Below are 20,002 nucleotides of genomic sequence, written 5' to 3'. Positions count from 1 at the left end.
CTTTTTACTTCATCAGACTGTGGACCTGGTTAGCGGAGATTAGCCAATTATTATGCTATCGCCTCAGCTAAGTGGCTCTCAGCAGCACCGTTAACAGTGATTGCCGGCGCTTTGTAGTGCAGGCTCACCGCAGCCAAGTAAGGGTCCTGATTGCCAATCGAAAATACAATGTCATCCGCATCAAACGTCTGGTTATGGTTTTTGTCCACAATGACATAAACCGACTTGTCCAGCTTCAGCAAACCAACTTCGGACAGGTTATTGGTACTGGCTCCATGGGTCATATTAGCCAGTACCTGTGAGAACAGGTCGTGGGCGTTGTCGGTTGCTGTCAGACCGGTAAATGCATTCTTGATCTCAGCTTCCGTAGTAGCGCTGCCATACAGCGTGGCGCTTTTGTCACCTGTCTTGGAGAAAATCCATTGATTGCCGGTATCACCGGCGGTAATGATGCTGTTTTGATAACCGCTATTCAAGGTGACCATGCTATCGATAGTACTGTCGGTAAAGGTTAGCGCTCGTGTAGTGTCCAGAGTGGTATTGCCTTTGACGTTGGCCGAATGTACGGTCAAGCCGGTGTTGGCGACCTTGAGCTGGTATCCGGTCAGATCGTCGATGATATGGCTAAAATCACTTTTGTTGGCAAGAGCGTTAAGCGTGTTGTAAAAGCTGCCACCGCCAGTACCACTTTTTTCCGAGACCAGGTTGAGATCTATTTCGGAGTATACGGGCCCCATAGAGGCATCGATACCGGTAATGGTTTGCAGATTATCCCCGAAATCCGATTTGATTGTCAGATTTAGCAGCATATCCGGCCTGGTCGTCAGGCCTGAGAGCATCAGCGTTGATATATGGTTTTCTCCTCCGCTCAACGTTAAAGTACGCTCTACTGAGTGGGTTGATGCGTGAGTCATGGAGATTTGCAGTGTGTCTTTATGTGTTGACGTCAGGCTGAATGTACCCATGTCGATGTTGCGTATTTCAGTCGCGGCCTCTGACAACGCAAGAGAAAATGATTTGTCACTTTGAAGCGAGTCATACACGTGTACGCGGCTTTGATTGGTCAAATCACCGTTAACATACAGATAAGAATTGCTGACGTTGATAAGGGTCAGTTCGCCGGAATAGGCGGAAATGATCGCGCCTTGGGAGCCTGTATAGTTACCAAAATGCGTTTGTGCGCGGTCAGATTGTTGAAGCATACTGACATTGCTGTAGGTTTGGTTAAAGATCGTGGCCTGTTGGTCAATCACGCCAAAATCAAAAACTTTGTTGCCTTCCGTCGCCACTAACTGTCCGTTCATATAAATATTGCCGGTGCCGCTATAGTGGGTGAGGTCGATAAGGGAAAAGTACAGGAACTGGTTGATATTACTTACGATACTTCCATCGACCCCCCCCGTACTATTGCTGGTTAAATAAATCGACTTGGTAATGAAATTTGCCGATATCATTGAGTTTGTGTTGTTGTCTTGGAGATCGCTCTGGGCCAGGAAACTGTCGCTGATATGATTGGCTCCCCCGTTTATGCTATTTCCTTCCCAGTATAATTGGTTGTTTAATAAAAGATTGATTTTTGCGTTACTGAGGTCGGTTCCTGCCTCAATCATTGCATTTGTGGACTTTATCTGCTGCGTTGCATCAGCATTAGCGATGTTTGTTTCATTAAGCAACAGATCAACCGCGTACTTGCTACCTAATGAATCAAGAACTTTTGCGCTGGTGGCATAGTCGCCGGAAAGTACGATTTTATTGGTATTCATTGGTGGTAACCGGTTTAAATCCACCGCAATATTCATATTGGCGTTGATATTCAACTGGTTCAATGAGGTCAGTGAAGCCATTTCTGCATAGGTAACTTCATGGAGCGTGCGGGTGTTGATATCCGCCATCAGCTTACCGCTGTCGGAAAGCGTGAAACTACCGTTAAACATCTTTTGATAGCCTAATGCAGTTCCTAAATTCACCTCATATTCATGCAGCAGGTTAGCGGGAGGGGGGCTGGGGTGATTGTCCAGAGGATATTTCCCTTCACGGAAGGCATCGATGATAAGTGAGGTAGCCTTGATCTTGTCGTTACCTGCCTTCAGCAGGATTGCCTGCGCGGAAATGCTGTCGAGCGGACTGCCATAGAGCTTCATATAAATGGACTGATAGTCCCCGGCATTACGGAATAGGTCTGTTTTGGATAAGATATTGAGTACTTCTGCTTGCGTTTTGCCCCCTACGAGCAGTCGGCTAAAAGAATCAATCGCAGTGGCATCGGCAGAGACTCCGGCGACCGTCAGGTAAAGTGACATGACGACTTCGGCATATTTAGCCGGAGGAAACTCGCCAGAAGCATAAACATGGGTTGCGGCAGTAAAGTTCTGTCTTGCTACATCGTGGCTGGTGTCATTTCTGATGTCGTTCATCATGCGCATCATGACGTCGCCCCGTGTTTCACTCCCGTCGTTCAAGCTGGTGACATATTTTTGCAGTTCACTGTTGCTGGCGAAGGTGCCAAAGGCTTGTGAAAAAATCTTCTGCACAAAATCTTCGTTATTGAGTGAACTGATGTAACCTTTGAGGGAGACGAAATAGTTGGCCATTTCTACGGCGTTTTTTTTACCACTGTCTAAAACTCCACTCCAGTAATCGATGGCGGCGGAGTTGATCATACTACCGAGCAAGTAAAACATGCCTTGCACATTTTCTGCAGCTGAAAGCTGAGAGGGCAGTTCTATTTGTGATGGGTACAGAGTAGTGCTGATGATGATTTCGAGATGCTTCTGTTGGTTCAGGGATGTTACATCTTGACCGTCATAATTTTTAGTTTCGTTAATTAACGTTGTGGTCAGACTGCCCAATGTTTTGCCTGCATCGACTTGTGCGGCCAGAGAGCTTAAGGTTACAGCATCCGGCGGCGCGCCATTGGTATTTTGATAGATGTACTGCACCTTTTGGCTGGTTGACAGACCATCGTAACGATGTTGGCCATCTTGAGAGTTGATAAACTTGGCAGCCAATTCACTCTGAGTATAAGTGCCTTTTTCAAGCTGTCTGGCGAAATAGGTCAATGCTTTTTCATCTGCTTTTTTTCCGAGTGTGGAATAAAAAAGAATGGCGACATCTTGTTGTAACGTCAATAAGCTCATGAGGTAACCTTGCGTGTAAAGGAAATATCCAGCAACAAGTACAGCTTAAAATAGGCAGATTACAAGGCGATAACACATAAGGAAATTCTGGTTTTCCAAGGGCGGTGTCATGGTGACAGCCGCCCCATAATGAAGCTAAATCAAACTAATTCAACACTGTGCTGGCTCAGACCGTTAACCGCGATAGGTGGCGCCTGATAGTGGACATCGTTAGCAATCTGATATACATCCTTGTCTCCCAGAGCAAATACCATATCGTCCTTATCAAATTGCTGATTATGATTTTTATCAATTACCACATACACGTTACCAGCCAGTTTTACGGCTCCTGCCTCGGCCAGACTTCCGTTACTGGCACCGTGAGTTATTTTTTCCAACGCTTTGGCAAATATATCCTGTCCGTTGTCTTCACTTCCTACAGTGATTGAGTTAAAGAGCGCATTAACATCCGACGGTTTACTTACACTGCCGTAAACGGCCATTGTCTGACTGGTGCCAGAGCCAAATAACCACTGCTCGGCACCCTTGCCGACGAAGATGGTATCGCTTTTCTCAAGGACTTCTATAGTAACCATGCTGTCGATATTGCTGTTACCAAAGCTGATTTTATTGCCGCCACTATAAGGGTCACCATCCCGATAGCGCGTCAGAGTCGTGTTGCCCTGGATCTCAAAACTGTTAGTTGCTGTGTAGGCGATGGTTAGTTGATTGCCAGACAGATCGTTAATGAGCCCATCATAAGCACGGTGATCATTCAGGGATTGCAACAGCTTATAAAACGTTCCCCCGCCGGTACCGCCTTTTTCCAGAATCAGGTTTGCCTTGATAATCGGTGGTTGGCTCCAGGGATCTTCTATCACAGGGATGGTGATGTCTTTCAGTGAGTCACTAAAATCGGCTTTAATCGTCAGGTTTAGGTCGGTAGAACCACTTATCACCATTGTTTCAATATGATTGCTGCCGCCTGCCAGAGTGAGTGAATTGTTCGAAGTGCCGGAAGAGCTAACATATAATAATTCACCGGAGACGGCAGTCGAGTGACTGGTAAGGCTTACTGTGCCGCCATCCACCATGGATGTTTTAGTGTTGCCTACCACGATGCTCCAGGTGGGCGTTTCACTGCCGGTGGCAGTCTCGAGGTGCACTTTGCTTTTACTGGTGGCATTTTCCGTGATACGTAATAACGCAGGTTTCGCCAAAGAAACGTTTATGACATGAACATTGTCGGCAAAACCTGACAGATTAAAACCCATTGAGCCGGTCCAGATTTTGCCGGTACTGTCTTTTTGAGCTGCATCGGCCTGGGTAAGGCGAGTTACTCCTGAGTACTTGCTATTGTAGATGCTGGCCGTTTGATTCAATAAGCCTGCATCAAACAGGTTTGCGCCCTCAGTCGCTATCTGTTGCCCATCCAGATAAATATTTCCTGCACCTCGATAATTTGCCAAATCGATAAATTGAAAATGTAGGAACTGATTCAGATTGCTTTGAAGAAATCCGCTGATACCGCCGTCTGACTCCGTGGTCAACAACACATCTTTAGTTATGAAGTTCGCCGAAATGACGCTGAAGTTATTGTATTGCCCAGTGGATGTAGACGTAGCGGTAAAGTCGTTGCTGATCTTATTGACTCCGCCGGGGATGGCATTGCCTTTCCATAGCAGCCGGATTTCGTCCGCGCCGTCTATGTTTATATGTGTGTGCGCGGTGCTGACATTGAGTTGATCGGCCACGATGCGACTGCTTAGATTGTTGAAATCAATCAAGCCCGCAGCGTTGGTTACGTTGTTATCGTTGAGGTAAAGCGTAACATTCTTGTTTCTCAGTGAGTCGAGTGTAGCTTGGTTGGCCGCAAAATCACCTTGCAAAGAGACCTGTTGCAATGATTTGGCAAAGCTGAGATCGACAGCTGTTTCGACATCCACGTTGAGGGTAATTTGGAGGAGTTGCGCGATTTCGGCATGGCTTAATTGGTGTTCGACACCGGTGTTAATACTCCCGCTGAGGATGCCATCGGTATTCGATAATGTCACATTGCCGCGGATCTGATAACCCAGTTTGCTGCCGATCTTGTACTCGAGGTTGACCATACTCTCGGCACCAGGTACGGGGCCACTGTCCAGCGGGGCTTCGCCATTGCGGAATGTATCGATAATATTCAACGTTGCCTGCAGTGGATTATTCCCTGCTTGCTGGAGAATAGCCTGTTTCTGCAATTCATTGAGGGCAGTACCGTAGAGTTTAAGATACACGGCACCGAAGTCCGCGGCACCCTGGAAATGGGGCGATTTTGCTAGAAAAGTCAGCAGATCCAGATTGGTCTTCCCACTGGCTAGCATTTTGCTGTAATAGTCCAACCCGGCAGCATTCAGGGTGGTTTTGCTCGCTAACTGCAGAAAAAGTAATGCTACAGTTTCTTGGTAATTCAGTGCAGGAAGCTCACCCGCGGCATAAACATGGGTGGCATTAAGGAAGTTTTGTTTGGCCGTATCGTGTGAGTTATCGTTGCGAATATCAGTAATCAAACGAATAAGGACATCGCCACGAGTTGCTGTATTGTTATTTAACCCAGCGACATAATCGGTGATTTCACTTTCATCAGCCTCTACACCAAAAGTATTCTTATATACGGTTTTTACAAAGTCTTCGTTACTCATTTCTTTCAACCAAATGCGCGTATCTACAAATCGCCCTGCGATATAACTGGCACTGGCTTTCCCTTCGGCAAGAACACTGCTCCAATAATTAATACCGTCTGCAACCATGAGGCTTCCAACTACATAAAACATAGCCTGAATGTCGGCGGCTGCGTCAGCATTGGCTGGATAGGGCGTCAACGCCGGATATAACGTAGTATCGATAACGTCGAACAAATGCTGTTGTTGTCCAACCTGAGCGGCATCGCTGCCAGTATAACTCTTTACTCCGCTAACTAAATCTTTAGTGAGTTGTCCCAGAGATTGGCCACCGTTGACCTGCGCGACTAATGTTCCCAGCAGGCTCGGCGCCGGAGCTTCGCCTGTGATGTTTTTATAAATATATTGAATTTTTTGCGCGGTGGTTAAACCGTCATATCGCTGATGTCCATCCAGAGATTGGATAAATTTTTCGGCTAGTTGGTCTTTAGCATACAGCCCCAAATCCAGTTGCCTGGCGAAAAAATCCAGTGTTTTGGCATCGGCCTTTTTACCGAGCGTCGCATAAAAAAGAATGGCTACGTCCTGTTGTAAGGAAAGGAAGCTCATTGGGTGCTCCATGAAAGTATGAGATGAAATTAAGCTTTAAGTACAGTCGAAAATCCTTAAAACACAACATACTTGTCAGTAAGGAAACTCTGGTTTTACGAAGTGTGCGGGCCCGTTGCTGCCGCCGCACGGTTGGGGAGGAGATTATGCTAATTCAGCGCTCGAGGCGGATAACCCCGAATCGCTCTGTCCGCGTATGGATCACGGTTCTTCACGTCGCGTAATCAGTTGACAATCATGGTTGCTGCTCAGCGATAGCGCCCTACATGCCTGGCGTATACTCTTCGTAAACTGCACGGTCAGATAACTGACAGGCTAACGTTTTATCGATGGTTTTAAAGTTTTTTTCGATGATATCTTTCAGCGTTCGACATTCCAGGGTGAGATCGGCAAACACCATTGGTATTTTTATACATGTACTTCACCTTTTGTCCGGTGAACAGTCCATCGTAATGATGTTCTGGTTATTCTATTTTTTTGCTGCTGGGCTTTCGCTATAATATGACGCCGCCAAAAAATAAAAAGGTCCTCCAGTTTCTTGTTTTTAGACGCGCCGGCATAACGTTTGTACGTTATTTATCCACTCTATTTCGCCGCGGGCAGATGCACACGGTATGGCGAGGTCAGGTTGTTCCAATGAAAAACATTCTTTCTATTCAGTCCCATGTGGTGTTTGGCCACGCGGGCAACAGTGCGGCAGAATTTCCGATGCGTCGCATGGGCGTTAACGTCTGGTCGTTGAACACCGTCCAGTTCTCCAATCACACCCAGTACGGCAAGTGGACCGGTTGCGTAATGCCGGCCAGCCACCTGACGGAAATTGCCCAGGGTATTGCGGATATCGATCAACTCAAGCATTGCGATGCCGTGCTGAGTGGCTACATCGGTTCGCCGGAGCAGGGTAGCCATATTCTGGAGATCGTTCGTCAGGTCAAACAGGCCAATCCACACGCCTGGTATTTTTGCGATCCGGTTATGGGGCACCCTGAAAAAGGCTGCATCGTGGCACCGGGCGTGGCGGAGTTTCATTGTCAGCAGGCATTGCCGTGCAGTGACATGATCGCGCCAAACCTGCTGGAACTGGAGTTGTTGAGCCAGCGCACCGTCGCGGACGTTGATCAGGCGGTAAGCGCTGCGCGTGAGCTAATTGCCAAGGGGCCGAAAGTGGTGCTGGTCAAGCATCTGAGCCGCGCCGGTTACCATCCGGACTGTTTCGAAATGCTGTTGGTCACGGCTGACGAAGCCTGGCACATCAGCCGTCCGCTGGTGGATTTTGGCAGCCGTCAACCGGTAGGCGTGGGCGATCTGACCAGCGGCCTGTTGCTGGTTAACCTGCTTAAGGGCGAGGCGCTGGATAAGGCGCTGGAGCACGTGACGGCGGCGGTTTATGAAGTGATGCTGACCACCCAGGCAATGGGACAGTATGAATTACAAGTGGTGGCGGCTCAGGATCGTATCGTGCAGCCAAACTGTGATTTTAAAGCGGTAAAACTGCAATAAGCTGACGCTGTGCCCCGGCGGATTATCGCGCCGGGGCTCGGGCGTTATTTCAACCCTTCCGCGTTCAAGGTGGCATCTACTGCCGGCCGAGCGGCCACGCGATCAAAATAGGCCGAAAGGTGAGCGTGCTTTTTGAGATCAAACTGCATGGCGATAGCCCAGCGCAGAACGGTAAACAAATAGGCATCCGCCACGCTAAACCGGTTCCCCAGCAAGAAATGCTGCTTCGCCAGCACCGAATCCAGATAGCTGAACTGCTTCTCCAGTTTTTCCCGCGAGAAGGCTTTGTATTCTTCAGGCGCTTTCGGGTTAAACAGCGGGCTAAAGCCCTTGTGCAGCTCGGTGGCAATATAGTTTAGCCACTCAATCGCATGGTAGCGCGACAGCGTGCCCGCCGCGGGGATCAGGCCGCGATCCGGCACGCGATCGGCCAGGTATTGCACAATCGCGACGCCTTCGGTCAGCAGACTGCCGTCATCGAGCAGCAGCGCAGGCACTTGTCCTTTTGGGTTGATGGTCAGATAGTCGGCACCGCTTTCCGTTTTCTTCAGCGCCAGATCGACCTTTTCCGCCGTGAAATCCAGGCCCGCCTCACGCAGTACAATGTGTGGAGACAGAGAACAGGCACCGGCTTTATAGAACAGTTTCATCGAAAGCTCCTTGATAATGATGAGTGACAGGCATGCTTAACTTCTGATCCTAGCTCTATAACGCCAAAATTACAGCGGGTTAAACGACAAATTTAACTTATCAACGCGGCTTCGGGCTGCAACTGCGCCAGGGTGACGGCAATTTGCTGTTGCAAGGCCTGCGGTGCGATTTGCATTGGCGAACGCAGCTCGTTACGGATCAGACCCTGCTGCGCCAATGCGGCTTTGACCGGGGCCGGGTTCGGGAAGCTGAACATCTGCTGGATCATCGGCAGCAGGCCGTAGAAGTTAGCGCGGGCGGCAACCAAATCGCCGTCGGCGACCTGTTGCACCAGTTGCACAAAGCGCTGCGGCTGAATATGCGCGGAAGCGGAAATCGCGCCGGTGCCGCCCAGGCACAGCGTCGTCAGGATCAGGTTATCTTCCCCGGTCAGTACGTCGATTTCACCGTCGTTAATCAGCGCCATGGTGGTGTCCGGGTTACCGACGCAATCCTTGATGCCTTTCACCTGCGGATGACGTGCAATCTGGCGCAGGGTGGCCAGCTCCATCACCACGCCGGTGCGTTGCGGAATGTTGTACAGGATCACCGGTACGCTTGAGGCGTCGGCCAACTGGGTGAAATAGTCCACCAGACCGCATTGCGACGGGCGAATGTAGTAGGGCGCGGGGATCAGCACGCCGGCAACGTCGCGCAGCTGGATCGCCTGTTGCATTTGCAATGTGTCGACCAGGTTATTGCCGGCCAGCCCCATCACCACCTGATGGGCTGGCGTCACGGCCAGTACGGCATCGAGCACCGCCAGCTGTTCTTCCTTGCTTAACGCGGCAGCCTCACCGGTAGTACCGCAAACCACCAACCCATCGACGCCAGAGGCGATCAGGTGTTGGGCCAGCCGTTGGGTGGCGGGCAGGTCAACGGCGTTGTGATTAAATGGGGTCACCAGCGCAACCCAGATACCGGAAAATGAGGCCATAGTAATTTCCTTCAATGCGAACAATAAGAAGCCAGATGAGATAACAAGAGGGGAAACGAGTCGTACACCGCCCAGTCAGCTCATCTGACGGGACAGCGCGCCCCGATCAAATGAGCGTCTGTTTCTTCGAGTAAACCGCCACCACACCTTCAAGGGGCAATGCCGATATTTGCGCAGCGTCATTGTGGTTGAGGTGAGTCATGGCGGTCTCTTGAAAAGGGGTATGCGGTGATAATGAATATTCTGCATGATGCTGTCAATTTACAACAGGTTGATAACACGGTTATTCATGATTAAACCGCGCTGATGAGTTTGGCTAATAAACCGGGAAAAGGAAAACCCCGCCTTGGCGGGGCGAAATTGATTAGCGGGGACGGCGTGCGCCGTTGATCGAAGCCGACCAACTGAACGTTTCTCCGGTGGGTTGAACGCGATTGGCTTTGCGTTCGGCCCGGGTGGCTTTTTCAATTTTCTCGCGGGCGGCAGTGATGCGAGCCACCACCTCATCCTTGATCTTGTTATTCTCGCCATTGGTCAAGGCGCGCCCGAGGCTTTTACGTGCCTTGTCCAACTCGGTTTTTACTTCACGTTGCTCGCTTTCCGTCATGTCTTTCAGCGTCAGTTTTTTCATTTTTGCAGCCTGGTCAGTGAAGTTGGCATCCAGTGTACAGCAATTAGCGGTGTGAAGATGCTGCTGCCGTAACGGAAATGCCAGTTTGCAGGGCGCTGGCGGGTTACATCTCTTCCAGCAGTTCGCTGAGGAAACGCCTCATGCGTTCGGTACGTTCCAGCGCCATTTTCTTGCCGGTGGCGGTTTGAAAACCTTCCTGCAGTTTGAACAACTTGGTTTCGAAGTGATCCAGAGAAAAACGCTTGTCATCATATTGGCGCTGTTCCGCCAGCGGATCGGCGGCATCGTACAGCGCGCTGCGCATGCGTCCACCAATATAGAAACAGCGCGCTACGCCAATCATGCCGATAGCGTCCAGACGGTCTGCGTCCTGAATAATTTTTGCTTCCAGACTCTCCGGGGTAATAGCGGCGGAGAAGCTGTGGGCCTCGATGGCATGGGCGGTTTCGGCAATGTCCTGCGGCTCCCAGCCCAGCTGTTTGAGCATCAGGGCGCCTTTCTCCGCCGCCATGCGTGAAGCCAGATGGCGCTGTGGCGAGTTTTTTTCCACTGCCACACAGTCATGCAACAGCACGGCGGCACACAGGATGCGACGGTTGCCGCCTTCCTGTTGACTGATTTTGCGGGTGTTTTTCCACACGCGATGCAGATGTGCCACGTCATGAGAGCCATCATCGGAATCGAGAGTCAGCGGCAACAACGCCTGAGCCAGTTCCTGATGGGGGGCGAAAGGCTGCAGCAAGGCTTGCGCCAGGGGTGAAGAATGCACGTTTTGCTCCTTTGTGGTCGGAAAACCTCAATCATAACCCCCTTTGATGCGGCGGTGATGACAGCGCAATATTCTCATTGTTTACTACAATGCAACAGACTATTGCCGCAATCGCAGTTTTTATACCGGAATAAGCAACTTACAATGGCCCCATTCCGGTCATCTCCGCTTGGTGTATACCTGTGTCTGTGGGGTATGGCCGGAATATCCTGCAGACGCCACCGGAGAAAAATCATGCCTACGAATCTTGAAATTGTACGCGCCACCTATCAGGGCGGCAGTGCCGAAGAGAATGGCCGCAACCTGCTGGCGGCACTGGCGCCAGACGCAGAGTGGACCGAAGCAGCGGGGTTTCCTTATGCCGGCACCTATATCGGCCCGCAGGCGATATTCAAAAACGTTCACCAGCGTTTAGGGACGGAATGGCAGGGCTATCGCGCCGATGTCGACCATTTCTATGATGCCGGCGAAACCGTGATCGCGCAGGGGTTCTACCATGGCACCTACGGGGCCACCGGAAAGTCCTTCACCGCCTCCTTTGCGCATATTTACCAACTGCGTGCGGGAAAAATCGTCAAGTTCGTGCAAATCGTCGACAGCGCAAAAGTACTTGAGGCGATGCGGGACTAAAGGCCGCTGTGTTTACCAAACTTGCGATCGTACTCTCGTCGATAACCGCGCGCTTTGTTGCGATCGCGGATCCACAAATACCCGCACACCAGCGCAACGGCGCCTGAAAAGGTAATGTTGCGCATGTCCCGGTCATAAAAAAATACCAGTATGGCGTCCAGCGCCGCGATAAAGGCAATCCACTTGTACATATGGGATTGCCGACGCGTGGCGGCGTTGAGGCGCTTTAATTGTCTGGCTTCGTGCATAACCGGCTTTTGCTGCATTAACGTCTCGGCGGTAATAAATTTCCTAGCTGTAAATTAGCAGAATAGTCCCAATGGCGGCAAAGGGTAACGCACGCTATGCCTACCCGCGCCCTAATGTCACAACGCCAGGACGGCTTCGATCTCAACGCTGACCTGTGGCGAGAACAATGCGCTGACCGTGACCAGTGAGCAGGCCGGGAGCGCACCATCACAATAGTCAAACAGCACCGGTCGGATGGCCGGTAAATCGCCGATATCGGTCAGAAACACGGTTATTTTAATCAGCGCCTTGAGGTTCGTACCCTCTGCGGCGGCGATGGTCGCCAGCTGCTCCAGAACCGCCTGCGTCTGTTGCTGAGTCGTTAGCCCCTGAGCCTCGGTGGCAAATGCCGTCAGGCCGGAAACATACAGCGTATCTCCGTGGCGTACGGCATGAACATAGGGGCCCCCCGGCGTAGGCAGATGCGGATAATTAATGCGCTTTAATGATGTCATGGTAAAAACCCCGAGAGATAAATTAAAAAAGTAAACAAACTTGGTTAGGATAGTGCGATGAACATCGGAAGTACGCTGAGATATATTGATTTTTAATAATATCACTACCATTCATTTATAACTGTGAAGGACGTTTCAGGGTAATGAATTCGGCCTTAATTCCTTACATGCAACGCTGGCAGTTACAGCCCGACGGCCAGGCGTTTGAAACTCACAGCAGCCTGCTGATGCCCGTTCGCTATCAGGGGGTCGCTGCCATGTTGAAAATAGCCCGCGAACAGGAAGAAAAGTTCGGCGGTTTATTGATGTGCTGGTGGCAGGGCGAAGGTGCTGCGCGGGTGCTGGCCTGGCACGACGAGGGTATTTTGCTGGAGCGCGCTCAAGGCAGCCGCTCGTTGCCGCAAATGGTGCGCGATGGCGACGATCGTCAGGCGACGGAAATTCTTTGTCAGGTCGTTGCCCGCCTGCATGCGCCACGTGCCGAACCTTTGCCGGAACTCATTCCTCTGCACCAATGGTTTAACTCACTGTGGCCGGCGGCGCAGGCGCACGGTGGCATGCTGCGCCTCAGCGCCAGAGTGGCCGCAGAGTTGCTGACCAGCCCGCGCGAACAGACCGTGTTGCACGGAGATATACACCATGACAACGTGCTGGATTTCGGTGAGCGTGGCTGGCTGGTGATCGACCCTAAACGCCTTTATGGCGAACGCGCCTTCGACTACGCCAATATCTTCTGCAACCCCAACTACGGCATAGCTACTGACCCAGATATTTTTCAACGGCGAGTCGCGCAGATCTGCCAACTGGCCGGACTGGAGCGCCAGCGTCTTCTGCAGTGGATCCTTGCCTGGGCAGGGCTCTCCGCCGCCTGGTTCATGGAGGACGGCGAAGCGGCGGATATCGATTTCCGTGTCGCCGAGCAGGCAGCGCTCGCACTTGGCCTGCCGTTACCGGAAGGAGATTCAGGGTTCATCCTGCCAATAATCGAGCGAGGCTGATGGGCGTTGCAAATAGCGCACCGTTTCACCATTTTGGTCCACGGCCATCGCCTGAAACTTGCCTGAGTCAGGATATTCCACCAGTTCGGGCTGCTCGCGGGTGCTGACAGACAGATATTTCAGCGGCGCATCCGACGTGTTGATGATCTGATGCGGGTATTGCGGCCCTGGCGGAATAAAAATCACGTCCCCACTTTTGATCGGCAGCCGCTCCCCGGCAACCCGTAAGGTGCCGGTCCCCTCCAGCACAATGAACATCTCCTCCTGCGCATAGTGGAAGTGATAGGGGCAGGAACGCATGCCCGGGGCTACCACGTCGATAGAAGCCCCCAGTTTTTTGGCTGCGGTACCTGTGCCCAAACGGGCGCCGATGCTGTCATACAGCGGGGGACGGCTGTCGTGTGATTTCTCGACCTGGTCGAAATTACGAATCAGACGCTGGGCTAACAGCGTGGCATGCTCATTCATAAACATCCTCGTGACAATGTCACTTAGTGATTGACGATGGCAATAGTAAAACCGTCCATGGTTCTCCATCAGTTAAGCAGAAGATCGCTAAAGGGGGAACATTGACGGAGGGGTTAAAGCACCTTTCAACCTGCGGACTTAATTCTCGCTGCGGTTCGCGCGGTGTGGCAGTGAAAGGATGATATGAGCGATGGCCCCCCCAATAATCCCCCAAAATGCCGAGCCAACACCGAGCAACGTCACGCCGGACGCGGTGATCAGAAAGGCGATCAGCGCGGCGTCGCGCTGTTTTTCATCTTGCAGTGCGCGTTGCAGACTCCCGGCAATGGTGCCCAGCAGCGCCAGCCCGGCAATGGTGTGGATCAAGGCGGTGGGCAATGCGCTGAACAATATGCCGATAACGCCGCCGAAGGCACCGGCCAGCAGGTAAAATACCCCGGCGGCAGCGGCGGCCATATAACGGCGCTGCGGATTCGGATGCACGTCAGGCCCCATGCAGATCGCGGCGGTAATGGCGGCGATACAAACCGAAAACCCGCCGAATGGCGCCAGCAACAGTGCGGTCAGCGCCGTCCAGCTGATCAACGGCGAGGTGGGCACGCTGTAGCCGGCGGCCTTGAGGGTAGCGATGCCGGGGGCGTTTTGTGACGCCATAGTGACCACGAAGAAAGGCACACCAATCCCCAACAGCGTAGACGCACTAAAATGGGGCGCAATAAACTCCGGCATGGCGAACGCCAACGGTTGCTGCGCAAGATGGATATTCCCTTGCAGAGCCGCAATCGCCAGGCCGGTCAACAAGGTCAGGACGATCGCATAGCGGGCCAGATAACGGCGGGAGATTAAGTACATCAGCCCCATCCCGGCACTGAGCACGAAATTCACCTGTAGCGAAGCAAAGGCATCCAGGCCAAACCGCAGCAGGATCCCCGCCAGCATCGCCGCCGAAATCGCCTGCGGGATGTAATCCATCAACCGGGCAAACAGCCCGGTCACGCCGCACAGCAGGATCAGCCCGGAGGCAAAGATGAAAACGCCAATCGCTTCGTTGAGCGGGGTTCCTGGCAGACTGGTGACCAGCAGCGCGGCGCCGGGCGTCGACCAGGCGGTCAGGATCGGCGAGCGGTAATACAGGGACAGTCCGAGGGAGGTGATACCCATCCCCAGCCCCAACATGGTCAGCCAGCCGCCAATCTGCATTGGCGTCGCGCCGGCGGCCGCGGCCGCCTGAAAGATAATGGCGGCAGAGCTGGTGTAACCCACCAAAACCGCAACGAACCCGGCCATCACGGCGGGCAGGGACAGATGACGCAAAGAGAGGGCTGGGCGCATGGCGGACTCCGACAACGGTTGTACGTTATAACGCACAGTGAAACGGCAGCATAGCATCGTGCGTTATAGCGCACAAGTGGCTATAATCAGCCGAAATCAAGGGAGAAAAACATGCAGGAACTGTCCGGTCATCTGGCACAAACGCTTCGTTCTTTGCGCGTGCAGCGCGGCTGGAGCCTGAATCAGGCGGCGGAAAACACCGGCGTCAGCAAGGCCATGCTGGGGCAGATCGAACGTGGTGAATCCAGCCCAACGGTGGCAACGCTGTGGAAAATTGCCACCGGGTTTAACGTGGCGTTCTCCGCGTTTCTCGAGATCTCACCGTTGCAACAACAGGCCACGCTACACCGCTATGGCGATGCGCCGGTATTTAATCAATACAACGCCGATATGCGTGTCGTCCCGTTATTTCCATTCGATCGCCAACTGGGGTTCGACATGTTTGTTATCGATCTGGCTCCGGGGGCGCTCAGCGAATCTTCTGCACATGAGCCGGGGGTGATTGAGCATGTGATTGTCATCAACGGCGAGCTGGAGCTGGCGGTCGACGGTCAGTGGTATCACCTGACCAGCGGCGAGGCGATGCGCTTTCAGGCCGATCGGCCACATGCTTACCGCAATGCCAGCCAACAGACGGTACGCATTCACGATCTGATCCATTACCCTAGATTTTGATTCAACGGCGTGGGCGCAGGCTTTGACTCTGCGCCACCAAACGCCTGCCTTGTTGAAAATGAGTCTTATTAACTTTCAAAGGGAGATTGAACTTGCCAGTCACCAATCGACGCCAGTTTATTAAACTCAGCGCACAAACCGCAGGAGCCGTATTCGCGATGACTTCATTACCCAACAGTATCCGCCTGGCGATGGCGGCAGAAGGGGGCACCAGCGCCGCCGACGAATTCTTGTGGCTGGAAGAGCTGCAGGGCAAAGCCGCACAGGCATGGATCAAACAGGAAAACCAGCGCACCACCGCGCGTTTTGCTCAAGGCGAAGGTTTTCGTCAGGTGGAAAAACAGGTGCTGGCCATTCTGAATAAAGAGAGCCAAATTCCGTGGGTCACCAAGCGGGGTGAGTACTATTACAACTTTTGGCAGGATCAAACCAATCCGCGTGGCCTGTGGCGACGGACCACCTTGCAGGAATATCGCAAGGAGCAACCGAGCTGGGAAACGGTGCTGGATATTGACGCGTTGGGCAAGGCCGAAGGCAAGGATTGGGTGTTCCACGGCTCGCAGTCGCTGGCTCCCGAATACCGTTATTGCCTGCTGGAGCTGTCGCCGGACGGTGGTGACGCCACCGAAATCCGCGAATTCGATCTGGTGACCAAGCAGTTTGTTAAAGACGGCTTTGTGCTGCCGGTGGCGAAAAGCCAGGCTTCGTGGATCGATAAGGATACGCTGTTTGTCGCCACAGATTTTGGCGCGGGCTCCATGACCCAGTCAGGTTATGCGCGGATTGCCAAACGCTGGCGACGCGGTACGCCGTTGAGTGCGGCTCAAACGCTGTATGAAGCACAACCGCAGGACATGGTGGTATATGCCTATCATGACCATACGCCAGGCTTTGAGCGAAACTACGTGGGCCGCAGCCTGGATTTCTATCGCCGCGAAACCTATCTGCTGACCGCACAAGATCAGAAAATCAAAATTGATATTCCCGCCGACGCCGAGTTCAGCACCCACCGCGAGTGGCTGTTGGTTAAGCCGAGCAGCGACTGGCAGGTCGGGGAGACGCTCTATCCTTCCGGTGCATTGTTGGCGACCCATTTTGACGATTATCTGGCCGGCAAGCGCGAATTTACGGTGTTATTCACACCGACCGCGCAGGTGGCGTTGAGTGGCTACAGCGCCACGCGCGATCACCTGATCCTCAGCATCATGGACAACGTGGTAAATCGGTTGGAAGTGCTGACGCCGCAGGAGAACGGCTGGCAACGCAAACCGCTGGGCAAACCGGGAGCCATCAGCACCCTGTCTGCCGGCGGTATTGATGAAGAGACCAACGATTACTTCCTGACCCTCAGCGGGTTCCTGCAGCCTACCTCTTTGTATCTGGGCAATCTCGACGGCGGGGAGGCGGAACTGCTCAAGCAAGGGCCGCAGGATTTTGACGCCAGCGGTTATCAGGTCAGCCAGCATTTCGCTAAGTCAAAAGACGGGACGCGCGTGCCGTATTTCCAAATATCGGCCAAGGACATCAAGCTGGACGGCAGCAACCCAACGTTGCTGTACGGCTATGGCGGGTTTGAGGTGTCGCTCACGCCAGGTTACATGGGAGCCAAGGCGCCGGCCTGGCTGGAGCGTGGCGGGGTGTACGTCGTGGCCAATATTCGCGGCGGTGGTGAGTATGGTCCGGCCTGGCACCAGGCGGCGCTTAAGCAAAACCGTCATCGTGCCTATGAGGACTTTGCCGCAGTGGCGGAGGATCTGATTGCGCGAAAAGTGACATCGTCACAACATCTGGGCGCCCGCGGTGGCAGCAACGGCGGCTTACTGGTAGGCAACATGCTGACGCTGTACCCGCAGCTGTTCGGTTGCATCGTCTGTGAAGTGCCGCTGCTGGATATGCAGCGCTATACCCAGCTTTCTGCCGGTGCTTCGTGGATTGCCGAATACGGCGATCCGAGCAAAGCGGAAGAGTGGGCATACATCAAGACTTTCTCGCCGTACCACAACATCAAAGCCAATGTGGCTTATCCGCCGGTGCTGTTTTACACCGCCACCAGTGATGACCGGGTCAACCCGTCGCACGCGCGTAAAATGGCGGCGCGGATGCAGCAGATGGGGTACCAGCAGGCCTATTTCTATGAGAACACCGAGGGTGGGCACAGTGCGGCGGCAGACAAGCAACAAGCCGCTTTCCATGGTGCGCTGGTCAGCGAGTTCATGTGGACTAACCTGAGCGCTAAACCGAAGGTCTGAATCTCGCAGGACGAGAGATAAAAAAAGCCGGGGCAAATGATTGCCCCGGCTTTTTATTGCGATGGAAACCTCGCGGGCGATCAGTTGGCCGCAGCGGCCGCCTGTGCTTTCTTGTTGGTATCTTCAGCGGTGTCCAGCGTCATACGGTACAGCTTCGGCGCGGTCAGCATCATCAGGATGGCGATCACGGCGGTAGCGATACCGATTTGCATAAACACGTGGCTGTAGATAGCCAGCGATGCGTGCGCGTCGTTGACGTCGCTTGGCACGGCGGTCAGACCGGCGACCTTACCGGCAATCAGCGCGGCAGCGGCGGTGGTCAGGAACCACGAGCCCATGATAAAGCCCATCAGGCGTTGTGGTACCAACTGCGCCACCATCGCCAGGCCCAGACCGGAGATCATCAGTTCGCCGATACTCTGCAGCGCATAGCTCAGGATCAGCCAGTTAACCGACACGATACCCTGTTCGTTGGCGAAGCTGGCACCCCACGGCAGTACCAGGAAGGCACCGGAACACAGGATCATACCGAAAGCGAACTTGTGCGGCATCGGCAGACGGTCACCCATCTTGTTATACAGCGCCGCCAGAATAGGGCTGGCCAGCATGATCCAGAACGGGTTCAGCGCCTGATATTGCTCGGGTTCGAAACCAATACCGAGGATGCTGTGTTCCACGTTGTGGATAGCGAAGAAGTTCAGCGAGGTCGGCATCTGGCTGTAGAGCACAAAGAAGACGACCGCTTCCAGCATCAACAGGAAGGCGACGATCATCTTGCGGCGCGCAGCACCGTGCAGCGCAAATGTTTCTTTGGCGAACACAATAACGATACCGATGGAGATAATCGCCAGTGCCCAGCGGGCAATCACCTGGTTGTGCAGCAACCAGCTGGAAATGGCTACCAGAGCGACCACGCCAACCAGCACCATCAGCAGCTTTTTCACCTGCAGGGGTTTGAAGTCAGGCTTGGAACCGTGCTGTTTAACCCACTTGTGGCACACCATAAAGTTGACCAGGGTGATCAGCATACCGACCACGCTCAGTGAGAACGCGACGCTCCAACCGTATTTCGCCGCCAGCCAGGGGGTGGCCAACATGGAAAGGAAAGAACCGATATTGACGGACATGTAGTACATGGTGAATGCACCGTCCAAACGCGGATCGTCTTTCTCATAGCAGGTTGACAGCAGGGAGGATGGGTTAGCCTTGAACAGGCCGCTACCCACGGCGATGGTCGCCATACCCAGGTACACCCAGAAAATTTCATGGCCGGAATAGGCCACCATGGCGTAGCCGACGGCCAGCACCAGCGCACCCAGCACGATCACGCGCTTGGAGCCCAGTACTTTATCTCCGAGCCAGCCACCGATGGCGACAAAGCCGTACACCAGTGCGCTGAAGGAGGAGAACAGGGTAATCGAGTCGGCTTCGCTCAGGCCAAGCATTTTGACCAGATATACCGCCATGATGCCTTGCAGGCCGTAATAGCCAAAACGTTCCCACAGCTCGATAGAGAAGATCAGGTAAAACGCCTTGGGTTGTTTGAAGGCGTTAAGACTCACGCTTTCAGGTTGTTCGCTGTTGTTGTTTGCTGTTGACACTGGTACCTCTGATTTTTCACTGCCCCGTCCCAGAGAGACGAGAAATTGCAAAAGGTGATGCAGGACTGCATCCTTCTGCGTTGTTATAGGATGGGATGACGGCGGTTAATGTTCACTATCTTTGTCAACGAGGCAAGGCGTTTGTCATATCCTGTTACATATAACGCTCGCGGAGTGAAACAACCATGTTGCAAATGTTATGCAGCATTAACGTTCGTCTTTATTTGCTTTGCCGAGTTTTTGTTTTGATTAAAAGCTATACGGAATTTAAACAGTGATATATTCTGCTGAATGGGGTTTTATTAGTCCATATCAATAGGTGGGGTGATTAATCCATTGGATTGTTGTGCATATGACGCATTTTGTAAAATTATAGAAATTTAAGAAAACGGGGCTG

Annotated in this window: 16 protein-coding genes and 1 pseudogene; 5 read left to right on the top strand and 12 right to left on the bottom strand. The window is 52.8% G+C overall.

Translation table 11 applies throughout. The features are described from left to right. Positions 1-50: 50 nt before the first annotated feature. From H5P17_RS08710 to H5P17_RS26625, 3 genes and pseudogenes are all read right to left on the bottom strand, one after another. A complete protein-coding gene (locus H5P17_RS08710) occupies positions 51-3,137 on the bottom strand; it encodes a DUF4214 domain-containing protein (RefSeq protein ID WP_182822394.1) in 3,087 nt (1,028 codons plus the stop codon). A gap of 140 nt (positions 3,138-3,277) precedes the next feature. Next, positions 3,278-6,382: a DUF4214 domain-containing protein gene (locus H5P17_RS08705; RefSeq protein ID WP_255477876.1), complete on the bottom strand. Its 3,105-nt coding sequence runs from the start codon at positions 6,380-6,382 to the stop codon at positions 3,278-3,280. Between the two features lie 204 nt (positions 6,383-6,586). Further along, positions 6,587-6,779, bottom strand: a pseudogene (locus H5P17_RS26625) (IS3 family transposase); the annotation flags it as partial. 239 nt (positions 6,780-7,018) lie between these two features. On the opposite strand from H5P17_RS26625, the gene pdxY reads away from it, so the two are divergent. Beyond that, positions 7,019-7,882: a pyridoxal kinase PdxY gene (gene pdxY, locus H5P17_RS08700; protein ID WP_182822390.1), complete on the top strand. Its 864-nt coding sequence runs from the start codon at positions 7,019-7,021 to the stop codon at positions 7,880-7,882. Between the two features lie 44 nt (positions 7,883-7,926). Here pdxY and gstA read toward each other — a convergent pair whose 3' ends face one another. The 4 genes from gstA to H5P17_RS08680 all read right to left on the bottom strand — a co-directional run bounded on the left by gstA (position 7,927) and on the right by H5P17_RS08680 (position 10,909). Continuing rightward, entirely contained in the window at positions 7,927-8,532 is a 606-nt protein-coding gene (gene gstA / locus H5P17_RS08695) for a glutathione transferase GstA (RefSeq protein WP_044550666.1), read from the bottom strand. Between the two features lie 92 nt (positions 8,533-8,624). Beyond that, positions 8,625-9,509: a 4-hydroxy-tetrahydrodipicolinate synthase gene (gene dapA / locus H5P17_RS08690; RefSeq protein ID WP_182822388.1), complete on the bottom strand. Its 885-nt coding sequence runs from the start codon at positions 9,507-9,509 to the stop codon at positions 8,625-8,627. A 364-nt stretch (positions 9,510-9,873) separates the two neighbouring features. Continuing rightward, positions 9,874-10,140 (bottom strand): DUF3811 domain-containing protein, encoded by a 267-nt coding sequence (locus H5P17_RS08685; RefSeq protein ID WP_020826699.1) that lies wholly within the window; start codon positions 10,138-10,140, stop codon positions 9,874-9,876. Between the two features lie 103 nt (positions 10,141-10,243). Further along, positions 10,244-10,909 carry an HD domain-containing protein gene (locus tag H5P17_RS08680; RefSeq protein ID WP_128865410.1) on the bottom strand — a complete coding sequence of 222 codons (666 nt, stop codon included), beginning with the start codon at positions 10,907-10,909 and terminating at the stop codon, positions 10,244-10,246. Between the two features lie 234 nt (positions 10,910-11,143). On the opposite strand from H5P17_RS08680, the gene H5P17_RS08675 reads away from it, so the two are divergent. After that, positions 11,144-11,539, top strand: coding sequence for a nuclear transport factor 2 family protein (locus H5P17_RS08675; protein ID WP_044550677.1), 396 nt, complete (start codon positions 11,144-11,146; stop codon positions 11,537-11,539). Here H5P17_RS08675 and H5P17_RS08670 read toward each other — a convergent pair. Next, the gene (locus H5P17_RS08670; protein ID WP_044550680.1) at positions 11,536-11,805 is read right to left on the bottom strand and encodes a hypothetical protein; all 270 of its coding nucleotides are present in this window, start codon (positions 11,803-11,805) and stop codon (positions 11,536-11,538) included. The genes H5P17_RS08675 and H5P17_RS08670 overlap by 4 nt on opposite strands. 99 nt (positions 11,806-11,904) lie before the next feature. Continuing rightward, positions 11,905-12,282: a RidA family protein gene (locus H5P17_RS08665; RefSeq protein WP_182822387.1), complete on the bottom strand. Its 378-nt coding sequence runs from the start codon at positions 12,280-12,282 to the stop codon at positions 11,905-11,907. 143 nt (positions 12,283-12,425) lie between these two features. On the opposite strand from H5P17_RS08665, the gene H5P17_RS08660 reads away from it, so the two are divergent. Then, positions 12,426-13,280 carry an aminoglycoside phosphotransferase family protein gene (locus tag H5P17_RS08660; RefSeq protein ID WP_044550686.1) on the top strand — a complete coding sequence of 285 codons (855 nt, stop codon included), beginning with the start codon at positions 12,426-12,428 and terminating at the stop codon, positions 13,278-13,280. Here the strand turns inward: H5P17_RS08660 and H5P17_RS08655 are convergent. Next, on the bottom strand, positions 13,245-13,748 hold the full coding sequence (locus tag H5P17_RS08655; protein WP_044550689.1) for a cupin domain-containing protein: 504 nt from the start codon (positions 13,746-13,748) through the stop codon (positions 13,245-13,247). The genes H5P17_RS08660 and H5P17_RS08655 overlap by 36 nt on opposite strands. 138 nt (positions 13,749-13,886) lie before the next feature. After that, positions 13,887-15,080 (bottom strand): benzoate/H(+) symporter BenE family transporter, encoded by a 1,194-nt coding sequence (locus tag H5P17_RS08650; protein ID WP_182822385.1) that lies wholly within the window; start codon positions 15,078-15,080, stop codon positions 13,887-13,889. A 111-nt stretch (positions 15,081-15,191) separates the two neighbouring features. On the opposite strand from H5P17_RS08650, the gene H5P17_RS08645 reads away from it, so the two are divergent. Next, positions 15,192-15,755, top strand: a complete 564-nt coding sequence (locus tag H5P17_RS08645; protein WP_182822383.1) for a helix-turn-helix domain-containing protein — start codon at positions 15,192-15,194, stop codon at positions 15,753-15,755. Between the two features lie 158 nt (positions 15,756-15,913). Beyond that, complete coding sequence (locus tag H5P17_RS08640) at positions 15,914-18,004, top strand: prolyl oligopeptidase family protein (protein ID WP_182822382.1); 2,091 nt, start codon at positions 15,914-15,916, stop codon at positions 18,002-18,004. Positions 18,005-18,084: 80 nt separating this feature from the next. Here H5P17_RS08640 and dtpA read toward each other — a convergent pair whose 3' ends face one another. Beyond that, positions 18,085-19,605: a dipeptide/tripeptide permease DtpA gene (dtpA, locus tag H5P17_RS08635; RefSeq protein ID WP_044550701.1), complete on the bottom strand. Its 1,521-nt coding sequence runs from the start codon at positions 19,603-19,605 to the stop codon at positions 18,085-18,087. Positions 19,606-20,002 lie beyond the last annotated feature (397 nt).

Origin of the sequence: Serratia sp. OS31, from assembly GCF_014164835.1 — a bacterium.
GTDB lineage: Bacteria > Pseudomonadota > Gammaproteobacteria > Enterobacterales > Enterobacteriaceae > Serratia > Serratia liquefaciens_A.
Note: the sequence above shows the minus strand (reverse complement) of the source record. Positions and strands in the feature narration are given on the sequence as shown.

Coding starts and splice junctions, on each gene's coding strand:
- H5P17_RS08710 (WP_182822394.1), bottom strand. CDS start 3,137: ATGAGCTTATTGACGTTACAACAAGATGTCGCCATTCTTTTTTATTCC.
- H5P17_RS08705 (WP_255477876.1), bottom strand. CDS start 6,382: ATGAGCTTCCTTTCCTTACAACAGGACGTAGCCATTCTTTTTTATGCG.
- pdxY (WP_182822390.1), top strand. CDS start 7,019: ATGAAAAACATTCTTTCTATTCAGTCCCATGTGGTGTTTGGCCACGCG.
- gstA (WP_044550666.1), bottom strand. CDS start 8,532: ATGAAACTGTTCTATAAAGCCGGTGCCTGTTCTCTGTCTCCACACATT.
- dapA (WP_182822388.1), bottom strand. CDS start 9,509: ATGGCCTCATTTTCCGGTATCTGGGTTGCGCTGGTGACCCCATTTAAT.
- H5P17_RS08685 (WP_020826699.1), bottom strand. CDS start 10,140: ATGAAAAAACTGACGCTGAAAGACATGACGGAAAGCGAGCAACGTGAA.
- H5P17_RS08675 (WP_044550677.1), top strand. CDS start 11,144: ATGCCTACGAATCTTGAAATTGTACGCGCCACCTATCAGGGCGGCAGT.
- H5P17_RS08670 (WP_044550680.1), bottom strand. CDS start 11,805: ATGCAGCAAAAGCCGGTTATGCACGAAGCCAGACAATTAAAGCGCCTC.
- H5P17_RS08665 (WP_182822387.1), bottom strand. CDS start 12,282: ATGACATCATTAAAGCGCATTAATTATCCGCATCTGCCTACGCCGGGG.
- H5P17_RS08660 (WP_044550686.1), top strand. CDS start 12,426: ATGAATTCGGCCTTAATTCCTTACATGCAACGCTGGCAGTTACAGCCC.
- H5P17_RS08655 (WP_044550689.1), bottom strand. CDS start 13,748: ATGAATGAGCATGCCACGCTGTTAGCCCAGCGTCTGATTCGTAATTTC.
- H5P17_RS08650 (WP_182822385.1), bottom strand. CDS start 15,080: ATGCGCCCAGCCCTCTCTTTGCGTCATCTGTCCCTGCCCGCCGTGATG.
- H5P17_RS08645 (WP_182822383.1), top strand. CDS start 15,192: ATGCAGGAACTGTCCGGTCATCTGGCACAAACGCTTCGTTCTTTGCGC.
- H5P17_RS08640 (WP_182822382.1), top strand. CDS start 15,914: ATGACTTCATTACCCAACAGTATCCGCCTGGCGATGGCGGCAGAAGGG.